Source organism: Flavobacterium yafengii, from assembly GCF_030010375.1.
Lineage (GTDB): Bacteria > Bacteroidota > Bacteroidia > Flavobacteriales > Flavobacteriaceae > Flavobacterium > Flavobacterium yafengii.
Genome location: NZ_JASCRY010000002.1, coordinates 509051 through 526788, shown reverse-complemented (window position 1 = coordinate 526788; position 17738 = coordinate 509051). Strand labels below are relative to the sequence as shown.

Genomic DNA, 17738 nt, shown 5'->3' with positions numbered 1-17738 from the left:
GTAAAAATAACACTAAATAAATGATTTTGCAACCTGTACCATCCTGAATTAAGGAAAAAGTGTTTTTATTTTACATTCAAAACATACGAACCGGATTGTAAAGTCAGAACGATGTTGTTATTTTCTGTTTTATGAGTAGTAGAAAATTGAGTCAATTTTTGATTGTTCACCGTTACCGAAGATGCATTGGCTGTTGGCAAATACACCACTGCCGATGAATTGGCCGGAATGGTAATTTTCCACTGCAAAGTATTTTTGTTTTTCTTCCAGTCGCTTTTAATCAGTCCGTAAATTGATTCGTAAGATGCATTTACATAAGTCAATCCAGCATTGAAATCAGGTTTCATAATGATTTGTTTGAAACCCGGATTTTCGGGATTGCTCTTGATTCCCGCCATATTTTCGTAGTACCAAATCATTAAATCACCCAAAAGCATCACGTGATTTTGAGAATTCATTGTTGGATCTGCAGTATTTCCGTTCCATAATTCCCAAATCGTGGTTGCTCCGTTTTCGACCATATAACCCCAACTCGGATAGGTTTTGTTGGATGCCAGTTTGAAAGCCAAATCTCCTCTTCCAAAGTTGGTCAGGGTTCGCATCAAAAATTGTGTCCCGATTACGCCTGTGCTAATATGTCCTTTTTTAGTCACCTCAACTTCGTGAACCATATTTTGGAATACCTTGTCTATTAAATTTTCAGGAACCATCCCAAAAGCCAAAGGCAACACATTTGCTGTCACGGTATTATTGGCGTAGCTGTTAGTTGCAACATTCAAATATTTTGTATTGAATGCTTTTTTGATTCTCACAGTCAAATCATCATAATGCGCAATATCGGCATCAGCGTTTGCAATTTTGGCAAACTTTTTCATTATACCCAACAACTGATAATAAAAAGCACTCGACAGCAATTGTCCATCCGTTAAACGGGAAGGATCTTTGGAACGAATCAACTCTAATGATTCCGGTGGAACGCACCAATCGCCATATTTGTCCTTGTCCATTAAATCGTTTACCAAATAATTTTCCTCCATATACACCATCCATTTTCTCATAGACGGATATTGTTTTTTAATCACTTCCTTGTCGGCAAATTGTTGGTACAGCATATCGGCAACCGTAATATACGTTCCCGGCCAAGTCACATTATCGCCGTAATAACGCCAAAATGCGGGAGCTACATCGGGTAATCCTCCATCTTGTGTTTGAGAATATTTAATATCATCCAGCCATTTGGCATATAAAGTCTGGTTATCAAATAGGAAACTTTCGCCATAAGCTCCCGTTGTCCTGTCTCCCAACCAAGGCTGACGCTCGTTTCGTTGCGGACAATCGATAGGCATTCCTTTGTAATTTCCGCTGATTCCCCACCAGGCATTTTTGAAAATCTGGTTCATCGTCGCATCCGAAGATTCAAAAGTTCCAGTTGTTTTGATATCGTCATAAACTACTTTTCCAATAAAATTACTCAATGTTGGTTTGGTCGTATAACCCGAAATTTCTACAAATCGGAAACCGTGAAATATAAAATGCGGCTCCCAAATTTCTTCACCTTCGTCTTTCAACGTATAAACATCAGTAGTTTTTGCATCGCGCAAATTGGCAATGTACAACGAACCATCAGCCTGTAAAGACTCGGCAAATTTCATCGTGATTTTGTCGCCACTTTTTCCTTTTACTTTCAGTTGCAGCCAGCCCACCATATTTTGACCCATATCCAAAATATAAGTTCCTTTTGGAGTCGCTTTAATCGAAATTGGTTTTACCTCGCCCATTATTTTCATATTCGGCGACATTTGCGATTCATAAAAACCGCCCGGTTCCTGAACATATCTGGCATTTACCCAAGTTTTATCGTCAAAATTGGTCGTGTTCCAATTTTTCATTTCCTTGCGGGCATCGTATTCTTCGCCGTCGTATTCGTTGTTGGACAAAATGGGGCCGTCAGTGGTTAGTTTCCAGGTGTCGTCGGTTCGGATTATGTCTTTGCTTCCATCCGAATATTCCACAAACAACTGCAAAGCCATTTTCGGGAAACCAAATGATTTTATTTTGTACGGTTTGTAATCCTGACGCATCGCAAAAAAACGGCCGTTTCCTAAAATCGTTCCCAGCATATTTTTACCTTCCTTCAATTGCGAAGTCACATCAAAAACATTGTATTTCACGTTTTTGGTGTAATCCGTTGGAACGGGTGCCAAAACCTGATCGCCAATTTTATTTCCGTTGATGTACAGCTCATACAAGCCCATTCCCATAATATAAACCTTGGCCGATTTGACCTGTTTTTTCAGATTGATTTCTTTTCGCAAATAACGCGCAGACAATCTGGAATACTGGGAAACGCTGTCATCTTTCGACAATTTTTCATACCCAATCCAACGAGTCGATTTCCAGTCGGCATAGGTTAAAATCCCAATACTGAAATGTGCAGTTGTAGCCGATTTAATTTCCCCTTTATTGGTAAAAACGGTTACTTTCCAAAACGCATTTTGTCGGTCTCCCAGCTTTTTTCCGTTGTAAATAATATTAACCGATTCGTAGCTTACTACTTTTCCGGTATCCCATAAATCAGCTTTATTGGCATTCAAATTTTCCAAAGTCGAAGCGACCATAATTTGATAGGCCGTTTGTTTTACATCATTTACATCCGACTTTATCTGCCAGCTCAAACGAGGTTGCACCACATCAATTCCTTCCGGATTGTTCAGCATTTCGCATTGCAGATTTGTTACGCTGATTTTGTTTTGGGCTTGCGCCGAAATTGAAATCAGGGTTATAATGATGAATGTCGTATGTAAAAAAAACTTTTTCATTTATTTTTATTTTAAGCTGATTTGCTATAATTTTTCCTCACGCAGATTCAGCAAATTCAGCAGATTAATTTTTGATTAGCAAATTCCATCAAGTGTGTCATTTCGACGAAGGAGAAATCACATAACGGATTTACGTTCGTTGCTCTCTGGATGTGATTTCTCCTTCGTCGAAATGACAAAAAAATCCGCACACATCCATTTTAATTCGCGTCATCCGCGTCCCAATTTTATTCCGATACTAATTTCTCCAATTTTTCTGAAACCGCAATTTCTTTTCCGTTTTTAAAAATTCTGAAACCTTTTCCTTTTCCGTATTTTTCACCTGTTTTATCCCAAAGAATCGTAATGATATTGCCGTGATACAATACATTATCCAAACAAAACCAATCCCATTTTTCTTGTGGAATCAACGGATTTACCTCAATCTTTTCATCAGCTCTTGGGCGTAAACCAACCAATCCTGTTATCATTAAATCATTGAAAGTCGAATGATTGTAATAACGGCTTCGTTCTCTGTCGCCCATTAACCAATAACCCGTGGTTTCGTCCAAATATTCTCCCAAATATGGTTTTCCTCTGTAATATTGCGATTGCACATACAAATCCATTTGCTTGAAATAATCGGTTTTGGCAACAAAATTCTGATTGTAATTATTCAAAACATTGGCCAAAGCCGTTAAAGTTTGCGAACTGGCAAAAGGCCAAATTGCGCCATCCCATTCACAAGTTCCGGTTCCGTGTGTTCTAAAACGCGGACTTCTGCGTTCTGCCGTTGTCAATCCAAAAGGTGCTGAAAATCCTTTTTCATCCTTAATTTGTTCCCAAGCTTTTTCAAAACCTTTGCCTTTTTGTGGCAGATTAAAATACCACGGAATAAATCCAATCGCCTCCCGAACCTGCGCCAGCGTATCTTTCTCTGTAAACGTTTCAAAGAATTCACTTTTTGGATTCCACAATTTCGTTTCCACCAATTTTTGAAGCGTATCCGCTTTCGCAGTAAAATAACTTTCCTGTTTGGCATCGCCTTTCATCTTCGCCATTTTCGCCAAAGCCTGTGCATTTCCGTACATATAACTGTTAATCGTCGGGCGCGCATTTCTGAATTTTCTTGCCCCGCTCAACGATTCTTCCATTCCGTCTTTCACGTCAAACTGCCAGAACAATCCATCTTTACGTTTTCTGTCGCCTTCCCAAGCGGCGTATTCGGCGACCAAATCAGGATACATATCCAGTAAAAACTTATCATCTTTATTCACCAAATAACGGTTGTACAACGCATCCGCCGTCCAACTGCTAAAGGTTCGCAACTTTTTCATTGGCTTGCCTTCATTCCCTCGAAACCACAAATGAACATCCTGCTCCAAATACTGCGGATCGTGAACCCAGCGAAACTCATTGATGTGATGCCCCAGCGCACAACTGATCATATTGTATTTATCTGCATACGAACGGTCCACCAAAAACTCCGTAATCGCAAATCCCTGCGGTGTTTTCTTGATGTGTTTTCGCACACTCCACCAACGGAAATAATAAATCTCCTCAAAATTTTGCTGTGGACATTCAAACAACGGAACATTCTTTTTCATCCAGTTCCAAGCACTGTCATTTGGAATCGCAAATTTCAAATTCTCGTCTTCCATCGTGTTGAAATAATCAACATAATGCTTGAAATTATCGGCTTTCAAAATAACGGCCGTTCCTTTTTTGGAATGTGCCGCACCTGATTTACATCCGCTGTTTAAAGCAGAAATCAGTATAATGAAAGCAATTATTTTATATTTTAATTGATGTAACATATTCTATTTATTTTAATTTTTTGGGCGTGACCCTTCGTAAAAACTCCGGATCGTGCTGTACGTTCCAGCTTTTTTTTGATCGGCTAAAAAAGCCACTCAAAAAAAGAGCTCCACTGCCATCACTCACGCGGACACAATATTCGTTTTTAATACCTAATTTAATTTGCAGAGAAACTATACGTCTGTCCCGCTTTCATTTCTACATCATATTCATTGTACTTTGGTAATTGTACTTTAGGCAATTTAGCTTCTTTAGAAATAATCGGTTTCTTTACTTCAACAGCATAAAACAACGGATTCGGGTTTTTACCTTTTGCTTTTTTAAGCACAATTCCTTTATCTGCTTTCAAAGTGTTTTCCAATTTCAATCGGCAGTTTCCTCCTATTTTTGAATATACTTTCAAGGTCGAAACTTTATTATTTTTCCAGGTCATATCGATTACAAATCCGGCTCGGGTAACCAAACCTTTGATGCTACCGTCTTTCCAGACAGTTGGCAAAGCAGGCAATAAATGAATCGCATCTTCCTGACTTTGCATCAGCATTTCGGCGATTCCTGCTGTGCATCCAAAGTTACCGTCAATCTGAAACGGTTGGTGTGCATCGAGCATATTTGGGTAGGTTCCGCCACCTTTTCTTTGATCAGCGGTTACCAAATGCAATTGATCCTGAATCAATTTGTAGGCGTGATTTCCGTCCAATAATCGAGCCCATAAATTCACTTTCCAGCCCATTGACCATCCTGTCGATTCGTCTGTTCTATAAATCAAGGATTGTTTGGCCGCTTCAAATAATTCCGGTGTTTTGATTGGCGAAATCTGGCTACTTGGAAACAAGCCGTACAAATGCGAAACGTGTCGGTGATTGTCTTTCGGATTGTCCCAATCGTCCTGCCATTCCTGCAACTGATTGTGTTTTCCAACTTTCATCGGAGCCATTTTAGCCAAAGCTACACTTACTTTTTTAGCATAATCTTCATCAGGAGCAACCAATTTGGAAGCTTCGATTACGTGGGTAAACAAATCAAAAACCAACTGATTATCCATCGTAGTTCCGGAAGCAATAGTTGATTTTCCCGTTCCGCCAGCGTGTGTGTTTTCAGGAGAACTCGATGGAACAACCACCAAATAACCTGTGTTTGGGTCGGTAATCATAAAATCCAAAAAGAAATCTGCTGCACCTTTTAGTATCGGATAAATTTCTTTTAGGTAATTTTTATCTCCTGTGTACAAATAGCGTTCCCATAAATCCTGAGAAACCCAAGCGCCACCCGTAGGCCACATTCCAGACGCAGCGGAATCTACCGGGGCGGTTACACGCCAAATATCGGTATTGTGGTGTAACACCCAACCATTGGCATTGTACATCATCTTGGCAGTTGCTGCTCCCGTAACGCTCAATTCTTTTGCCATTTGAATAAAGGGCTCGTGCATCTCCGAAAGATTGGTTAGCTCGGCCGGCCAATAATTCATCTCGGCATTGATGTTTGTCGTGTATTTACTGTCCCAGGGAGGAGTTACCATATCGTTCCAAATTCCCTGTAAATTGGCCGGTTGTCCACCAGGCTGTGAACTCGAAATCAGCAAATAACGCCCAAATTGAAAATACAAACTGGCTAATTGCGGATCGAATTGTTTGGAAAAATCGCGAATTCTTTCATTCGTCGGTTTCTTGATGGCGTCAGTTGAACCCAAATCGAAGGAAACCCTGTTGAAGAATTTTTGATAATAGACCATGTGTGCTTTTTTGATTTCATCAAAACTTTTCGGTAAAGCTTTCTCCAAAAACGATTTGCTTTTCGCTACTTCATCTTCGGTAATGTCCTGATAGTTTTTGAAATTGGTCGCTATCGAAATGTAAAGCGTCACTTCATCGGCTTTATTAATGCTAAGTACTCCGTTGCTTGCCGAAACTTCTCCACCTTTATTTTTGGCTTCAATTCTTCCCTGGAATTTCACTTTTCCTTTTACACCTTCGAAATTAGTCCCAATTCCAGAAAGCAGAATTTGGTTGCCTTCCGTTGAAGGAACTGTTTTGTCAATAGGGCTGTTCATAAAAACATTCGCCGTAATCTGTCCCGGCTGACTCGCCGACAATTTTACCACAATAACCTGATCTGAAAAAGAGGTAAATATTTCTCTGGTAAATTCTACGCCATTTACGGTGTATTTTACTTTTGCAGTAGCATTTTCAATATTCAAATCACGATAATAATTGGTATATTTCTGATGTCCCGGAAACGAAATATAGGCACTTCCAAAAGTTTGATACGGCATTCCATCATTGGTTTGGGACATGATATCCTGGGTAGCCAAATCTTGTGCCTCATCAAATTTTCCGTCAAAAACCAATTGTCTCACAATAGGCAACGCTTTCAATGATTTTGTATGCGCATTGCTGTTTGGCGAACCTGCCCAAATAGTTTCTTCGTTTAATTGCAAACGTTCCACGGAAGGGTCTCCAAAAACCATCGCTCCCAAACGACCATTACCCAAAGGCAAGGCTTCGTTCCAGATGGCAGCGGGTTTGTCATACCAAAGTTTTAACTCAGTTGTCGTTTGCGCACCTAAATTCTGCACACCAACAAGGAATCCAATTCCAAAAACAATACCGGCAATTTTACTTCTTAACTTCATATACTTTATTATTTTTTTCTCCGAACATTTCATATAATTTATTGATATCCTTCAAGGCATTGGCTGGCAATTTTTCGCCTTTATCACCAAAAACGAACATCTTTTCTTTGGGTTCCATCACGCAGGTTGATTCGTCAATTTCGCCTTTGGCATTCTTCACTTTATTCAAATCCAAACCCAAATATTTGGCCATAAACGGATACAAAGCCATGCGTTTTGAAACTCCAAAATCGTGACCTTCTGCTTGAAAATGGGCATTTTCTACCAACTCTTTTTTACCGTAAAGTCCATAAGTGCGTTGGATAAAAGGGAATTCCAATTCTGGAACTGCCAATGTCCAGTCTTTTCCATCCGAAACAATCAATTGCGGTTTTGGCGCCATCATTGCCGAAATTTCGGCATTATTGGTTCCGTTGCCACACAAATGAATTCCTCGACCGCTTTCGCAAGGACAACCTCCCGAAAAATGCGAAGAAACCATTACGACCGGAGCCGAAACTTTAATTCTGTCATCTAAAGCTGCCAAAAACATCGTGTGCGAACCTCCGCCGGAACCTCCGGTAACGCCAACACGAGAAACATCAGCATTTTTTATCGTTGCCAAATAATCCAATAACCGTATTCCGCTTAAAACCTGAACTGTCGATGCGATACTGTTTCTGTGTGTCTGTTCCGGAAATTGAAGCAATGATTCACCCCAAGCAAACAAGTCATAACTCACCACTATTGCCCCCATTTTGGCCATTATGGCACAACGATATTGCTCGTCGTTTCTGTATCTTCCGTCTCCAAAATGTCCGTCGGGTGTTAAAATAATAGCCGCTTTTTTGTTTAAAGGATAGGGTTTGTAAATCGAACCCGTTACGTAAACGCCCGGAAGAATTTCCAATCCAATATTTTCTACGCTATAATCTTTATAAATTCTTTTTGGAGTTAAAATCGGTTTTGATTTTGGCATTGGTGGCGCTTTGTCCAAACCAAACGACGTGATCATACACGCTTTCAGCTCTTTCTTTCGCGCTTCCCAATCGGCTAAAGTCGGATATAAATTGGTTAGAAATTCCAACCTTTCCTTTCCTTTATCAATCGATACTTTATGGCTTTCAAATTTTCGAATTAGATAACTTCCATCAGGTTGCTTAAAATAAGTCAACTCAAAAGGAACCAAAACATTGGCCAAAGAAACTTCTAAATTGCCTTGTTCAATGCGCCAATCGGCATAATCCAATTCTTTTTCTTTCAATAAACCTCTGTCGTCAGTGATGGTTATATGAAAAATAGTTTCAATCTTTTTTATCGTTTCCGTAACCGGCTTCTTGAAATTAGTATCAGATGTACATTGCGCGTTTGCGAACGTCAATACGAAAATTGATCCTATTAAAGTAAAAACTATGTTTTTTAAATTCTTCATTTTTTATTTATTGTTAGCTTCTCATTGGACCTAACAGGTTTTAAAAACCTGTTAGGTCTCTGTCGAAAACTATATTTTGCATTCAATTGTATAAATTCCTGAACCTAATTCTAAAGTAGGTTTTTTGTCTTTTTCATCAAAACCTGAACTCATCGATTTTTTATTGACTTTAATTTCTGAATTTTTAGAAACCGGCAATTTTATGGTGGCGGATGTGTTGGCAGGAATTTCAATTTTCAGGAATAATTTTCTGTCCTTTTTCTCCCAAGCTGAAGCAATTTTACCATAAATAGATTGATAACTTGCTTTTACAAAAGTCATGTCGCCCACAATCTCTGGTTGGATAAAGAAATGCTTGAATCCTGGATTTTCATCATCCGAAACAATTCCGGCCAGACTTTGGTAAAACCATTCTTCAATTTGTCCCATCATAAAATGATTCCACGAATTTCCTTTGCGAGGATCCCATTGTTCGGTCAAGGTTGTCAATCCAAATTTTATCTGAAAACCATATCCAGGAGCATCATAGTGATTGTTCATTTTGTACATCGTTTCATTTTCGCCATTTCGAGCCAAAGCTTGAAATAAATAACGATTCCCAACGTCTCCTGTAGTTAATCGATCCCCTTTGGATTTGATGTCTTCCAGTAAATTATACATCACCGCTTGTTTGTATTGCGGTTCCACAATTTCCATAAAAACCGGAACAGCGTTGCTAAACTGGCTACTCGTCCCGTATTGCTTGGTTGCTACATTAAAAAATTCGTCGTTAAAAGCCTTTTTAATATCCGAAGCCAAGGTTTCATACTTAGCAATATCGACTCCCTTGTTCAACAATTTTGCGGCTTTTGCCAATAAATGGGCTCCATAATAATAATGTGAAGTTGCCGAAAGTGCAATGGGACTATTTTTTGAGTATCCCGCTGGATGCGTCCCATAATCGTACCAATCTCCTAAACCGTGAGACACAATATGATTTTTTGAAGTAGTCGTTAAATAATCAATGTACCTTTTCATTACGGGATAATATTTTTCCAACAAAGAAGCGTCCCCATACTGTTCATAATACATCCAAGGCAAAATAATTCCTGTTACACCCCATTCCGGAGAATCAGTAAAATCACCTCCAAAAACAACATATTCGGGAGCGATAGTCGGAATCAAACCGTTTTCTCGCTGCGCATCGGCAATGTTTTGCATTGAACTTGGAATATAATTTGCCAAATTATAATTGAACATTAATCCTGGTCCATTTAAGTGAATTTCCTCTAACCAGCCTAATTTTTCGCGTTGCGGACAATCAGTAAACACACTCTGAAAATTACTTTTTATAGCATTATTAATCAGTTCGTGTGTTTTGTTGAAAATGTCATTAGAACATTCAAAAATTCCCGCCTCGCCAGCCGAATTGTATATAAAATTAGATTTTAAATCTACAAGTGTTGGAAGATTTTTATTCTTAGTTTCCTTGTAATTTATATTCTCAATCTGGACATATTGAAAACCATAATAACTGAATTTAGGTTGCCATTCTTCTACACCATCACCTTTTAAAGTATAGTCATAATAATACGGTTTCCCTGTTTTTCCTTGTCCAACAGTTCCATCATCGTTCAAGCCTTCGCCAACCCAAACACGAACCGTTTGACCTTTCTTTCCTTTAACTTTTATGGTCGTAAATCCGGAAAGATTCTGTCCCATATTAAAAACATAAAAGTTGGGTTTAATTTCTTTTACATCCTTGACATCATATTGTTTTTGCACTGTAATTGGCGGTGCTGTCTGTGCTCTCAAAATTCCTTTTGGAGCTTCCTGAACAACTACTTTTTTCCACTTCGAGTCATCAAATCCTTTGGCATCCCAACCTTTTTGCTCTAAATTGGCATTGTAATCTTCCCCTCCAAAAATACTATTGAAGGTAATCGGGCTTTTACTGTATTTCCAGCTTGCATCCGACTTAATAATTGCTGAAGAACCGTCTTTATAAACCACTTTCATCTTGAAAAATAAAGTCGGTGGACCAAAACTCACAAAAAACTTGGCATATCTTTCGGCAACCATATTGTACATTCCGTTTCCTAAAAGAATTCCAATTACATTTTCGCCTTTTTGCAATTCATCAGCCGATAATTCATAGGTATTGTAATTAACCGATTTGTCGTAATCTGTCCACAAAGGCGCAAACTCGCTATTGCCAATTTTTTTGCCATTTATAGTCAACTCATAATGTCCCAATCCCGAAATATAAACTACGGCTTCCTTGATTTCTTTAGCAACAGCAAATGGTTTGCGAAGCATAATACTTCTGCGTGCCAAAGAATCCGAAGCATTGATTATCGCTTCTTTTTTTTCTTTTTTGAAAGTTGCCGTGTGGTAATTTCTGCCTTCCGGCAAATGACTGTTGGCTTTTGTAATCGCGCCAATCCAAGTTGGATTCAAATCGGATTCGGAAGGTGCAATTCTGAAAAAATTAGCTTTGCTCCAATTGGAAGATTTACTATTCTGGTTCCAGACTTTTACTTTCCAAAAGTATTTTGTTTCGCTATTTAAAGGATTCCCGTCGTACCTAATTTGAAGATTCTTATTTGAAACTACTTTCCCGCTATCCCAAATATCAGCTTCATTCTTCTGTAATTTTTTCTCGGAAGAAGCAACCAATATTTGATACCCTGTTTGCGATACATTCGATTCTTTAGAAACCAACTGCCAACTTAATCGTGGTTGATTTTGGCTTGCAGCCAATGGATTTTCTGCCATTTCACAAGTTAAATGGTCGGCAGCAATTTGCCCATTAGAACTGAAAGTCGCTAAAAGACAAATAAAAAACAATATGGTTTTGAAAAACTTCACGTTATAACTTTTTTGTAATCAATGATTGGATATTAAATACTGCTTCTGGAATTAATTTACCCGCATCTGGCAAATCAGTAAAATCTGGAATATCCGGAGCCGTATCAGGATTTGGCGTATAACGTTGATCGCCAGTACGGAACATAATGCGTGAAATACCATCTACCGGTGCATAGAATATTTTAAAGGTCTCTTTGCTATCATTCACTTTTACAGTATAGGAACGAGATGTAACGTCTAATTTCACGGCAATCTTATATTCTTTTCCCGCCTCGTATTTAGTAATCCCACCAGAACGGGCACCGTGTTTCACTTTTAATTCTCCATCCGAATCAAACACCAATCGAATGGCTGGAAGTCCTTGTTTATTTTGAAATTCTATTTGAAGCAACCCGTGATTATTTTGTTCTGGTTTTACCGTAAAAGTCGCTTCCATTTTTTGGGCAAAAGGAATTATACGCTCTGCACGAGAATAATCGAAAGCATCCTGATCTCTTAATGTCAGCCATTTTTTGCCGTCCGTTTTCTTTTCTACTTTGGTGGAAGCCCAAGACAAATCATAGGTATTCCATAATTTTAATTCTTCTCCATTTGGCAAGTCATTGAAAACATCGTTGGCATTTTCTTTCACTTCGCTCATCACAGGAACGGGGATTGAAGCCACCCAAATATCTTCTTTGTTCACGCTGTAACTCACCCAAAGTTTTCCGTCTGGCGGAGTTCCGTTTCCTTCCAGAATTCCACGAACGTATTGCGGACCAGCAGATTTGTAATTTCCGCCATAACGCATCGGACTTACTTCTCCGTGAACTAGCAATAAATCCGTATAATTCAAGCCGTCATTACTGGTTGAAATCGCCAACGGCCAACGGTATTCCGACGGATTATAAACTGTTGCATAGCGATTATCGGAAGTTTTTTGTCCCCATATTTTGGCATTGCTGTTTACAAATCCCGGTGCTCTCAACGGATTATACTGCCAAGTTTCACCTTCGTCTTTACTGATGGAAGTCAACGCAAATTTCCATAAACCAACCACATTTCCGTCTGGTAAATGGTAATAACTGAAGGCTTTGTATTGTTTTTTTAACGGAACCAATGCATCATCACGATCAGCTTCTTCCACCCACTGCTGCATTAACAATGGTTTAGAAAGTAATTCGTCACAGGCTTTGATGAATTTTTTGTCTTTGCTTTTGGTATAAAATGGAAATGTTGTTGGCAGTGGATTCCCGTTTTTATTGTATCGAATAAAATAAATAGGGCCCAAACTTCCGTTTCTGTGGATTTCTCTCACCACACGACCGATTCCTTTTCCGTCATTCGGGTCGTCTTTTTTGTCCATCGCCACTCCATAATAGGCCAAAGTCAGCAACCTGTTGTCGGATGAAACATAAAAGCCCATACGCTGGTGCATAATCGCATCCAGATTTTTGGCAACTCCTTCTACTCCTTCTTTTTTAAAGCCGTCAGGAATGCGATAAATTGGAAAAAGCACAGTTGGTTTATTCCATTTTTCACCATCTTTGGAAGTCATCAAAAAAGTTTGACTCGGCGGAATGTGTTCTCCAGTTGGGTCACTCAAATATTGTAAATAAAACGTATTATTCCAATACGCCATCATCGATTGGTGGTTGTATGTCCAGCCAAAACCATCTGCTTTTTCAGGATGTTCTCTGCTAGCACGCATAATTTGGGTAGCGTGAACCCCAACAGCAGGACTCAATTGCCCGTGGTGGTAATCGACATTAGAAAGTATTTTGCCTACATATCGTATGGTATCTTGTTGTGCTTGGAGCGCATTTATGCTGCCGCAAAAGGCAATTGTTAGCGCAATACTTTTTATTTTATGGAATGCAATCATTATTGTTTTATATTTATGTCGCCAGCCCTAGGGATTGGCAAACCATTATTTTTTCTCCATTAATCCTTTTAAAACTTTTTTTGAAATCGTGGTAATCGTTCCGTGTTTATGACCTTCGGGAAGTTTTATTTTTGAGGAAACATCTTCAAAATGAACAAAATCCGAAGTGCTTAAAGCTTTATAATTTTTTGATCCATAGTTATCATAATACAGCAACCAGTTTTTACCGACTTTAACGACAGTTGGTCCTTCTGATAAATACTCCGTCAAGGGCTCTGAACTTTTATTGAATGGCCCTAAAGGTGATTTTCCGAAAGCTACTTTTATGTTTCGCATTGGTCTGGTGTTGTCTTTTAGAACCAAAACATAATCCTTTTTACCTTTTTTTACGATCACACAATCAATGACGCTAAAACCTGGTTCGTAATACAATTTCGTGTCCGAAAATGTTTTGAAATCTTTGGTTGTCACGTAATACATTCGGTGGTTGTTTTTCTCTTCTTCCACTCCTTTTGCAAATCGGAACGGAATCGTTGATGCCCAAATAATAATGTATTCTTTTTTGACATCATCATAAAAAATTTCGGGCGCCCAAACGTTGACCACTTCTGGCTCATTTTTCATCACTGGAATATATTCCTGTTTCGACCAATAAATCAAATCTTTGGAACTGGCATATCCAAAACCGTTTCCGCCTTTCCAATCTGTTGTCCAAACCATATGATAGGTTCCATCAGCGCCTTTTGTGATTGATGGATCACGCATTATTTTGCTGGCACCAATTTCAGGTTTTAGAAACGATCCTTCCAAACCTTTCCAATTGTAACCGTCTTCGCTGTACGCAAGATATAAACCTTCGGTAGCCGGTTCCCTGAAAGAAGTGAAAAGATAAATTTCTTTCTTTTTCTGGGAATAGCTTACAGCGAAAAGTGAAAGCGTTAGTATGATGAATATTTTTTTCATTGTTCTGTTTTTCTCCTGCAAGGTTTTCAAAACCTTGTAGGTATGATTTGTCTATTGAAATACCTACAAGGTCAAAAAAAGACCTTGCAGGATTAGGGCGTTTACTCTTAATGGCAAAAAAGCAAAATCTCTCCTTTTAGCCCCGATAGAAGTGAAAATCCTAATAAGCCGGTGTTCGGCTTATAAGATTACTTCACTATACTTTTATTTTCATCTGAGTTCAGTGAACTTCGTTTGAAACGGATAGCGGGACGATGCTTCCAAAAATGCCCAATGTTTCTGCTCCTAAATAATAATTACATTATTCTGTAATTGCTTTTTTATCCAAGTCTTTTCCTTTTTTCACAACCGTATCTACATTATTAAATACATTGTTTTTTAGAAAGATATTTTTCGTGTCTTTTCCGTCTGCTTCTATAAAAATATCGGTGGCGTTGAATGGAAAATTGTTGTTGATCATAATGTTCGAAGCGTTATCGATTTTGATAACCGGAATTCCTTTAATTGGTGTTGAAGAACCTACGTTGTCCAAAATGAGGTTTTTAGAATCGGTGATTTTGAAAGAGGAACCCACTGTTGTATTCACTTTTACATCGTGAAATTCAACATCTGTTGCTGTAATTACCGTAAAACCTTCTTTGCCATCCATATTGATATTCGAAAAAGATATGTTTTGAATTGGCATTTCAGAAATTCCGCGAACAAATCCTGCTTTGTTTACGTTTCCACCCGTAACATTGCTGATGTGAATGTTTCTGAAAATAGGCGTGCGCTCTGTAACGGGCTCCACCGTATTATCTTTATCATAGAACAAATCCAAAATAATGGCTTCTTCCTTGATGTTTTTCATTACAATATTATCCACGCGAATATCCTCGACAACTCCACCACGACCACGAGCGGCTTTGATGCGGATTCCTCTGTCGGTTCCGTCAAAAACGCAATTTGAAATCGTGATTTTTTTGATTCCGCCCGACATTTCGCTTCCAATGACAACGCCACCGTGACCGCTCAACATTGTGCAATTGGTAATGGTCACATTTTCGGTTGCTTTTCCGTATTTACGGCCGTCTGCATCCCTGCCCGATTTGATGGTAATACAATCGTCTCCCACGCTGATGTGACAGTTTGAAATATGAACATTTGTGCAAGACGAAGGGTTGATTCCGTCTGTGTTTGGCGAATGCGGATTATTAATTGTAATTCCTGTTACGGTTACATTGTCGCAGAATTCAGGGTTTATCGTCCAGAAAGGGGAGTTTTTGAACGTAACTCCTTCGATTAAAATATTTTTGCAATTGTAGGCTTGAAAAAAAGAAGGTCTGAAAAACTTCTTGTCAATCGTTCTTTGATAATATGGAGAATACACAATACCCTTGTTTTGTTCGTCCCACATTTTTTGGTATTTCGTCAATGGTATCGGTCCTTTAGCGCCTTCAATTCGGTACACTTCATTCCACCACGCTTTTCCTTGTCCGTCAATGACACCTCTTCCTTTGATGGTAATATTCTCCGCATCTTTCGCATAAAACAATGGCGAAAAAGATTGCATCACGATTCCTTCATAACGCATTTCCACATACGGAAGGTAATCGTCGAAATTCTCTGAAAATTTCAAAAGGGCTCCTGAATCCAAATGGATTGTGATGTTGCTTTTTAATTTTAAAGCGCCTGTCAAATATTCTCCGGCAGGAAAAAAAATAGTTCCTCCTCCGTTTTTAGATGCTTTTTCGATGGCGTTTTGAATCGCTTCAGTGCATTTTACGCCCTTATTATTTCCGCCTTCGTTTAGGATATTTAGCCAGCCATCATTAGCGAAAGCAGTGTTAAGTCCAGTTATGAAGCAGAGAATTATTATGATATTTTTGATTTTCATAGTGTTGTTATTTTTTGCCACAAATACATAATTTTTGGGCACAGATTTCACAGATAAAACCGTTTTTTATTTGTTTGACGTTAAAATTAACACCCAGTCATTCCCGTCTTCCTTTTTGCCAGTAGGCTGAAATTCCTGAGTCCCTTTATTGGCTACAATTCCTATTTTGGTTTTTTGTCCGTTACTTGGATTGTACCAACTTGCCGTTACTTTATCTCCTGCGATTTTTCCCATATTCACGGCAATTTTTCTACCTGTATAAGTGTAAATCAAGGCGTAGTTTTTCCCTTTGGTAGCAACCAAATAATCGTATTTCTCTCCTTGATTCGCAACCAAAGATTGGTCTGGAACTCTTTCCAAATATGGAAAATCCAACATCAATTTCTTAAGGTAAATGATTTGTCCGGCTCCTGGCGCTTTGATGGCATCGTACCAAAGTACTTTGTTTCCATACGCTGGTTTGTCGCCTTTTCTGAACATTTGCATTACGGCATTATGTCCGTAAGTATAACCCGCAGCTCCAGCAAAAACTGACCAATATCCGTAACGTCTTACGTCACTTGCTTTCCATAATGGTTGCAATGTATCGTGCAAACCGTGTGGAATTCCTTCGTAAGATGGTTCTCCGTCAAGCGTTGGTTTTGTCGGTTTTAAAGTCAAATCTCTTTGAACGAATTTGTAATTATCTTCTTTGAAAGAACCTGGCAATGTATCCTGATCGTATCGACGATGCCCGGATTGAAACATATTGAAATCCAACCAAGTAGTATTATGATAATCATCGGAAGAATCGGTTCGACCGAAAGGGTGAAAAGTCATTAATTTATCGGGATTATTGGTTTTTAATGTGCTTCCGATGGCATTCCAGATATCTTTAAATTCGTTACCGTGAGTGTCGCCACCATTCAGCCAAATAATATTGGTTCTGTTCTTATAGCGATTGGCTAAAAACTGGGCATATTTTTGAGCCTGTTCTTTACTTACCTTATTTCCTTTTGCCACATTGGTTCCCCAAACGGGCACCATCGCTACATAGATTCCATTTTTTTGAGCCACATCCAAAATATAATCTACGTGATCCCAATAATCATATTCGGCAGGATTACTGAAATTGTTACCCGGCGTAGTCAAAGGCTGAGCTACATCTTCTTCAATCAAGGCAGCATCACCATAAACGTTAACCACATTCAAATTATGCAAAACCATCACCTGAACTACATTGAATCCTTTTTCTTTTCTGTCTTGAAAATATTTATTTATACCATCCCTGTCTAATTTTCCGAAGGTCAGCCAACCAGTGTCTCCCAACCAGAAAAATGGCTTTCCATCTTCGGTGGTAAAATAATGTTGGTTTTTTGAAACTTTAAGTTTTGGTAAATTTTTGGATTGCGAAAATCCGCTTTGTGCAGTAAACATAAAGCTTATACAAAGGGCGTATAAATATTTAATTTTCAGATTCATTTTGTTTTATTTTGAATTATTTCCTCACCCCAATCCTCTCCAAAGGAGAGGGAGTCGAGACT

9 protein-coding genes are annotated in these 17738 nt (G+C 38.7%); all 9 read right to left on the bottom strand.

From position 1 onward, the window contains the following. Nucleotides 1–65 precede the first annotated feature (65 nt). The gene (locus QLS97_RS09680) at nucleotides 66–2819 is read right to left on the bottom strand and encodes a glycoside hydrolase family 78 protein (protein ID WP_282716284.1); all 2754 of its coding nucleotides are present in this window, start codon (nucleotides 2817–2819) and stop codon (nucleotides 66–68) included. A 227-nt stretch (nucleotides 2820–3046) separates the two neighbouring features. Continuing rightward, nucleotides 3047–4615: an MGH1-like glycoside hydrolase domain-containing protein gene (locus tag QLS97_RS09675; protein ID WP_282716282.1), complete on the bottom strand. Its 1569-nt coding sequence runs from the start codon at nucleotides 4613–4615 to the stop codon at nucleotides 3047–3049. A gap of 158 nt (nucleotides 4616–4773) precedes the next feature. After that, nucleotides 4774–7251 carry a glycosyl hydrolase family 95 catalytic domain-containing protein gene (locus tag QLS97_RS09670; protein WP_282716280.1) on the bottom strand — a complete coding sequence of 826 codons (2478 nt, stop codon included), beginning with the start codon at nucleotides 7249–7251 and terminating at the stop codon, nucleotides 4774–4776. After that, nucleotides 7235–8662 carry an acetylxylan esterase gene (locus QLS97_RS09665; RefSeq protein WP_282716278.1) on the bottom strand — a complete coding sequence of 476 codons (1428 nt, stop codon included), beginning with the start codon at nucleotides 8660–8662 and terminating at the stop codon, nucleotides 7235–7237. The genes QLS97_RS09670 and QLS97_RS09665 overlap by 17 nt, the downstream gene beginning before the upstream one ends. A 69-nt stretch (nucleotides 8663–8731) precedes the next feature. Continuing rightward, nucleotides 8732–11512, bottom strand: a complete 2781-nt coding sequence (locus QLS97_RS09660; protein WP_282716276.1) for a glycoside hydrolase family 78 protein — start codon at nucleotides 11510–11512, stop codon at nucleotides 8732–8734. 1 nt (nucleotide 11513) lies between these two features. Beyond that, the gene (locus QLS97_RS09655) at nucleotides 11514–13376 is read right to left on the bottom strand and encodes a sialidase/neuraminidase family protein (RefSeq protein WP_282716274.1); all 1863 of its coding nucleotides are present in this window, start codon (nucleotides 13374–13376) and stop codon (nucleotides 11514–11516) included. Nucleotides 13377–13421: 45 nt separating this feature from the next. Continuing rightward, nucleotides 13422–14339, bottom strand: coding sequence for a glycoside hydrolase family 43 protein (locus QLS97_RS09650; protein ID WP_282716272.1), 918 nt, complete (start codon nucleotides 14337–14339; stop codon nucleotides 13422–13424). Nucleotides 14340–14640: 301 nt separating this feature from the next. Then, nucleotides 14641–16215, bottom strand: coding sequence for a glycoside hydrolase family 28 protein (locus QLS97_RS09645; protein WP_282716270.1), 1575 nt, complete (start codon nucleotides 16213–16215; stop codon nucleotides 14641–14643). Between the two features lie 66 nt (nucleotides 16216–16281). Continuing rightward, nucleotides 16282–17676, bottom strand: coding sequence for a glycoside hydrolase family 140 protein (locus tag QLS97_RS09640; RefSeq protein WP_282716268.1), 1395 nt, complete (start codon nucleotides 17674–17676; stop codon nucleotides 16282–16284). Nucleotides 17677–17738 lie beyond the last annotated feature (62 nt).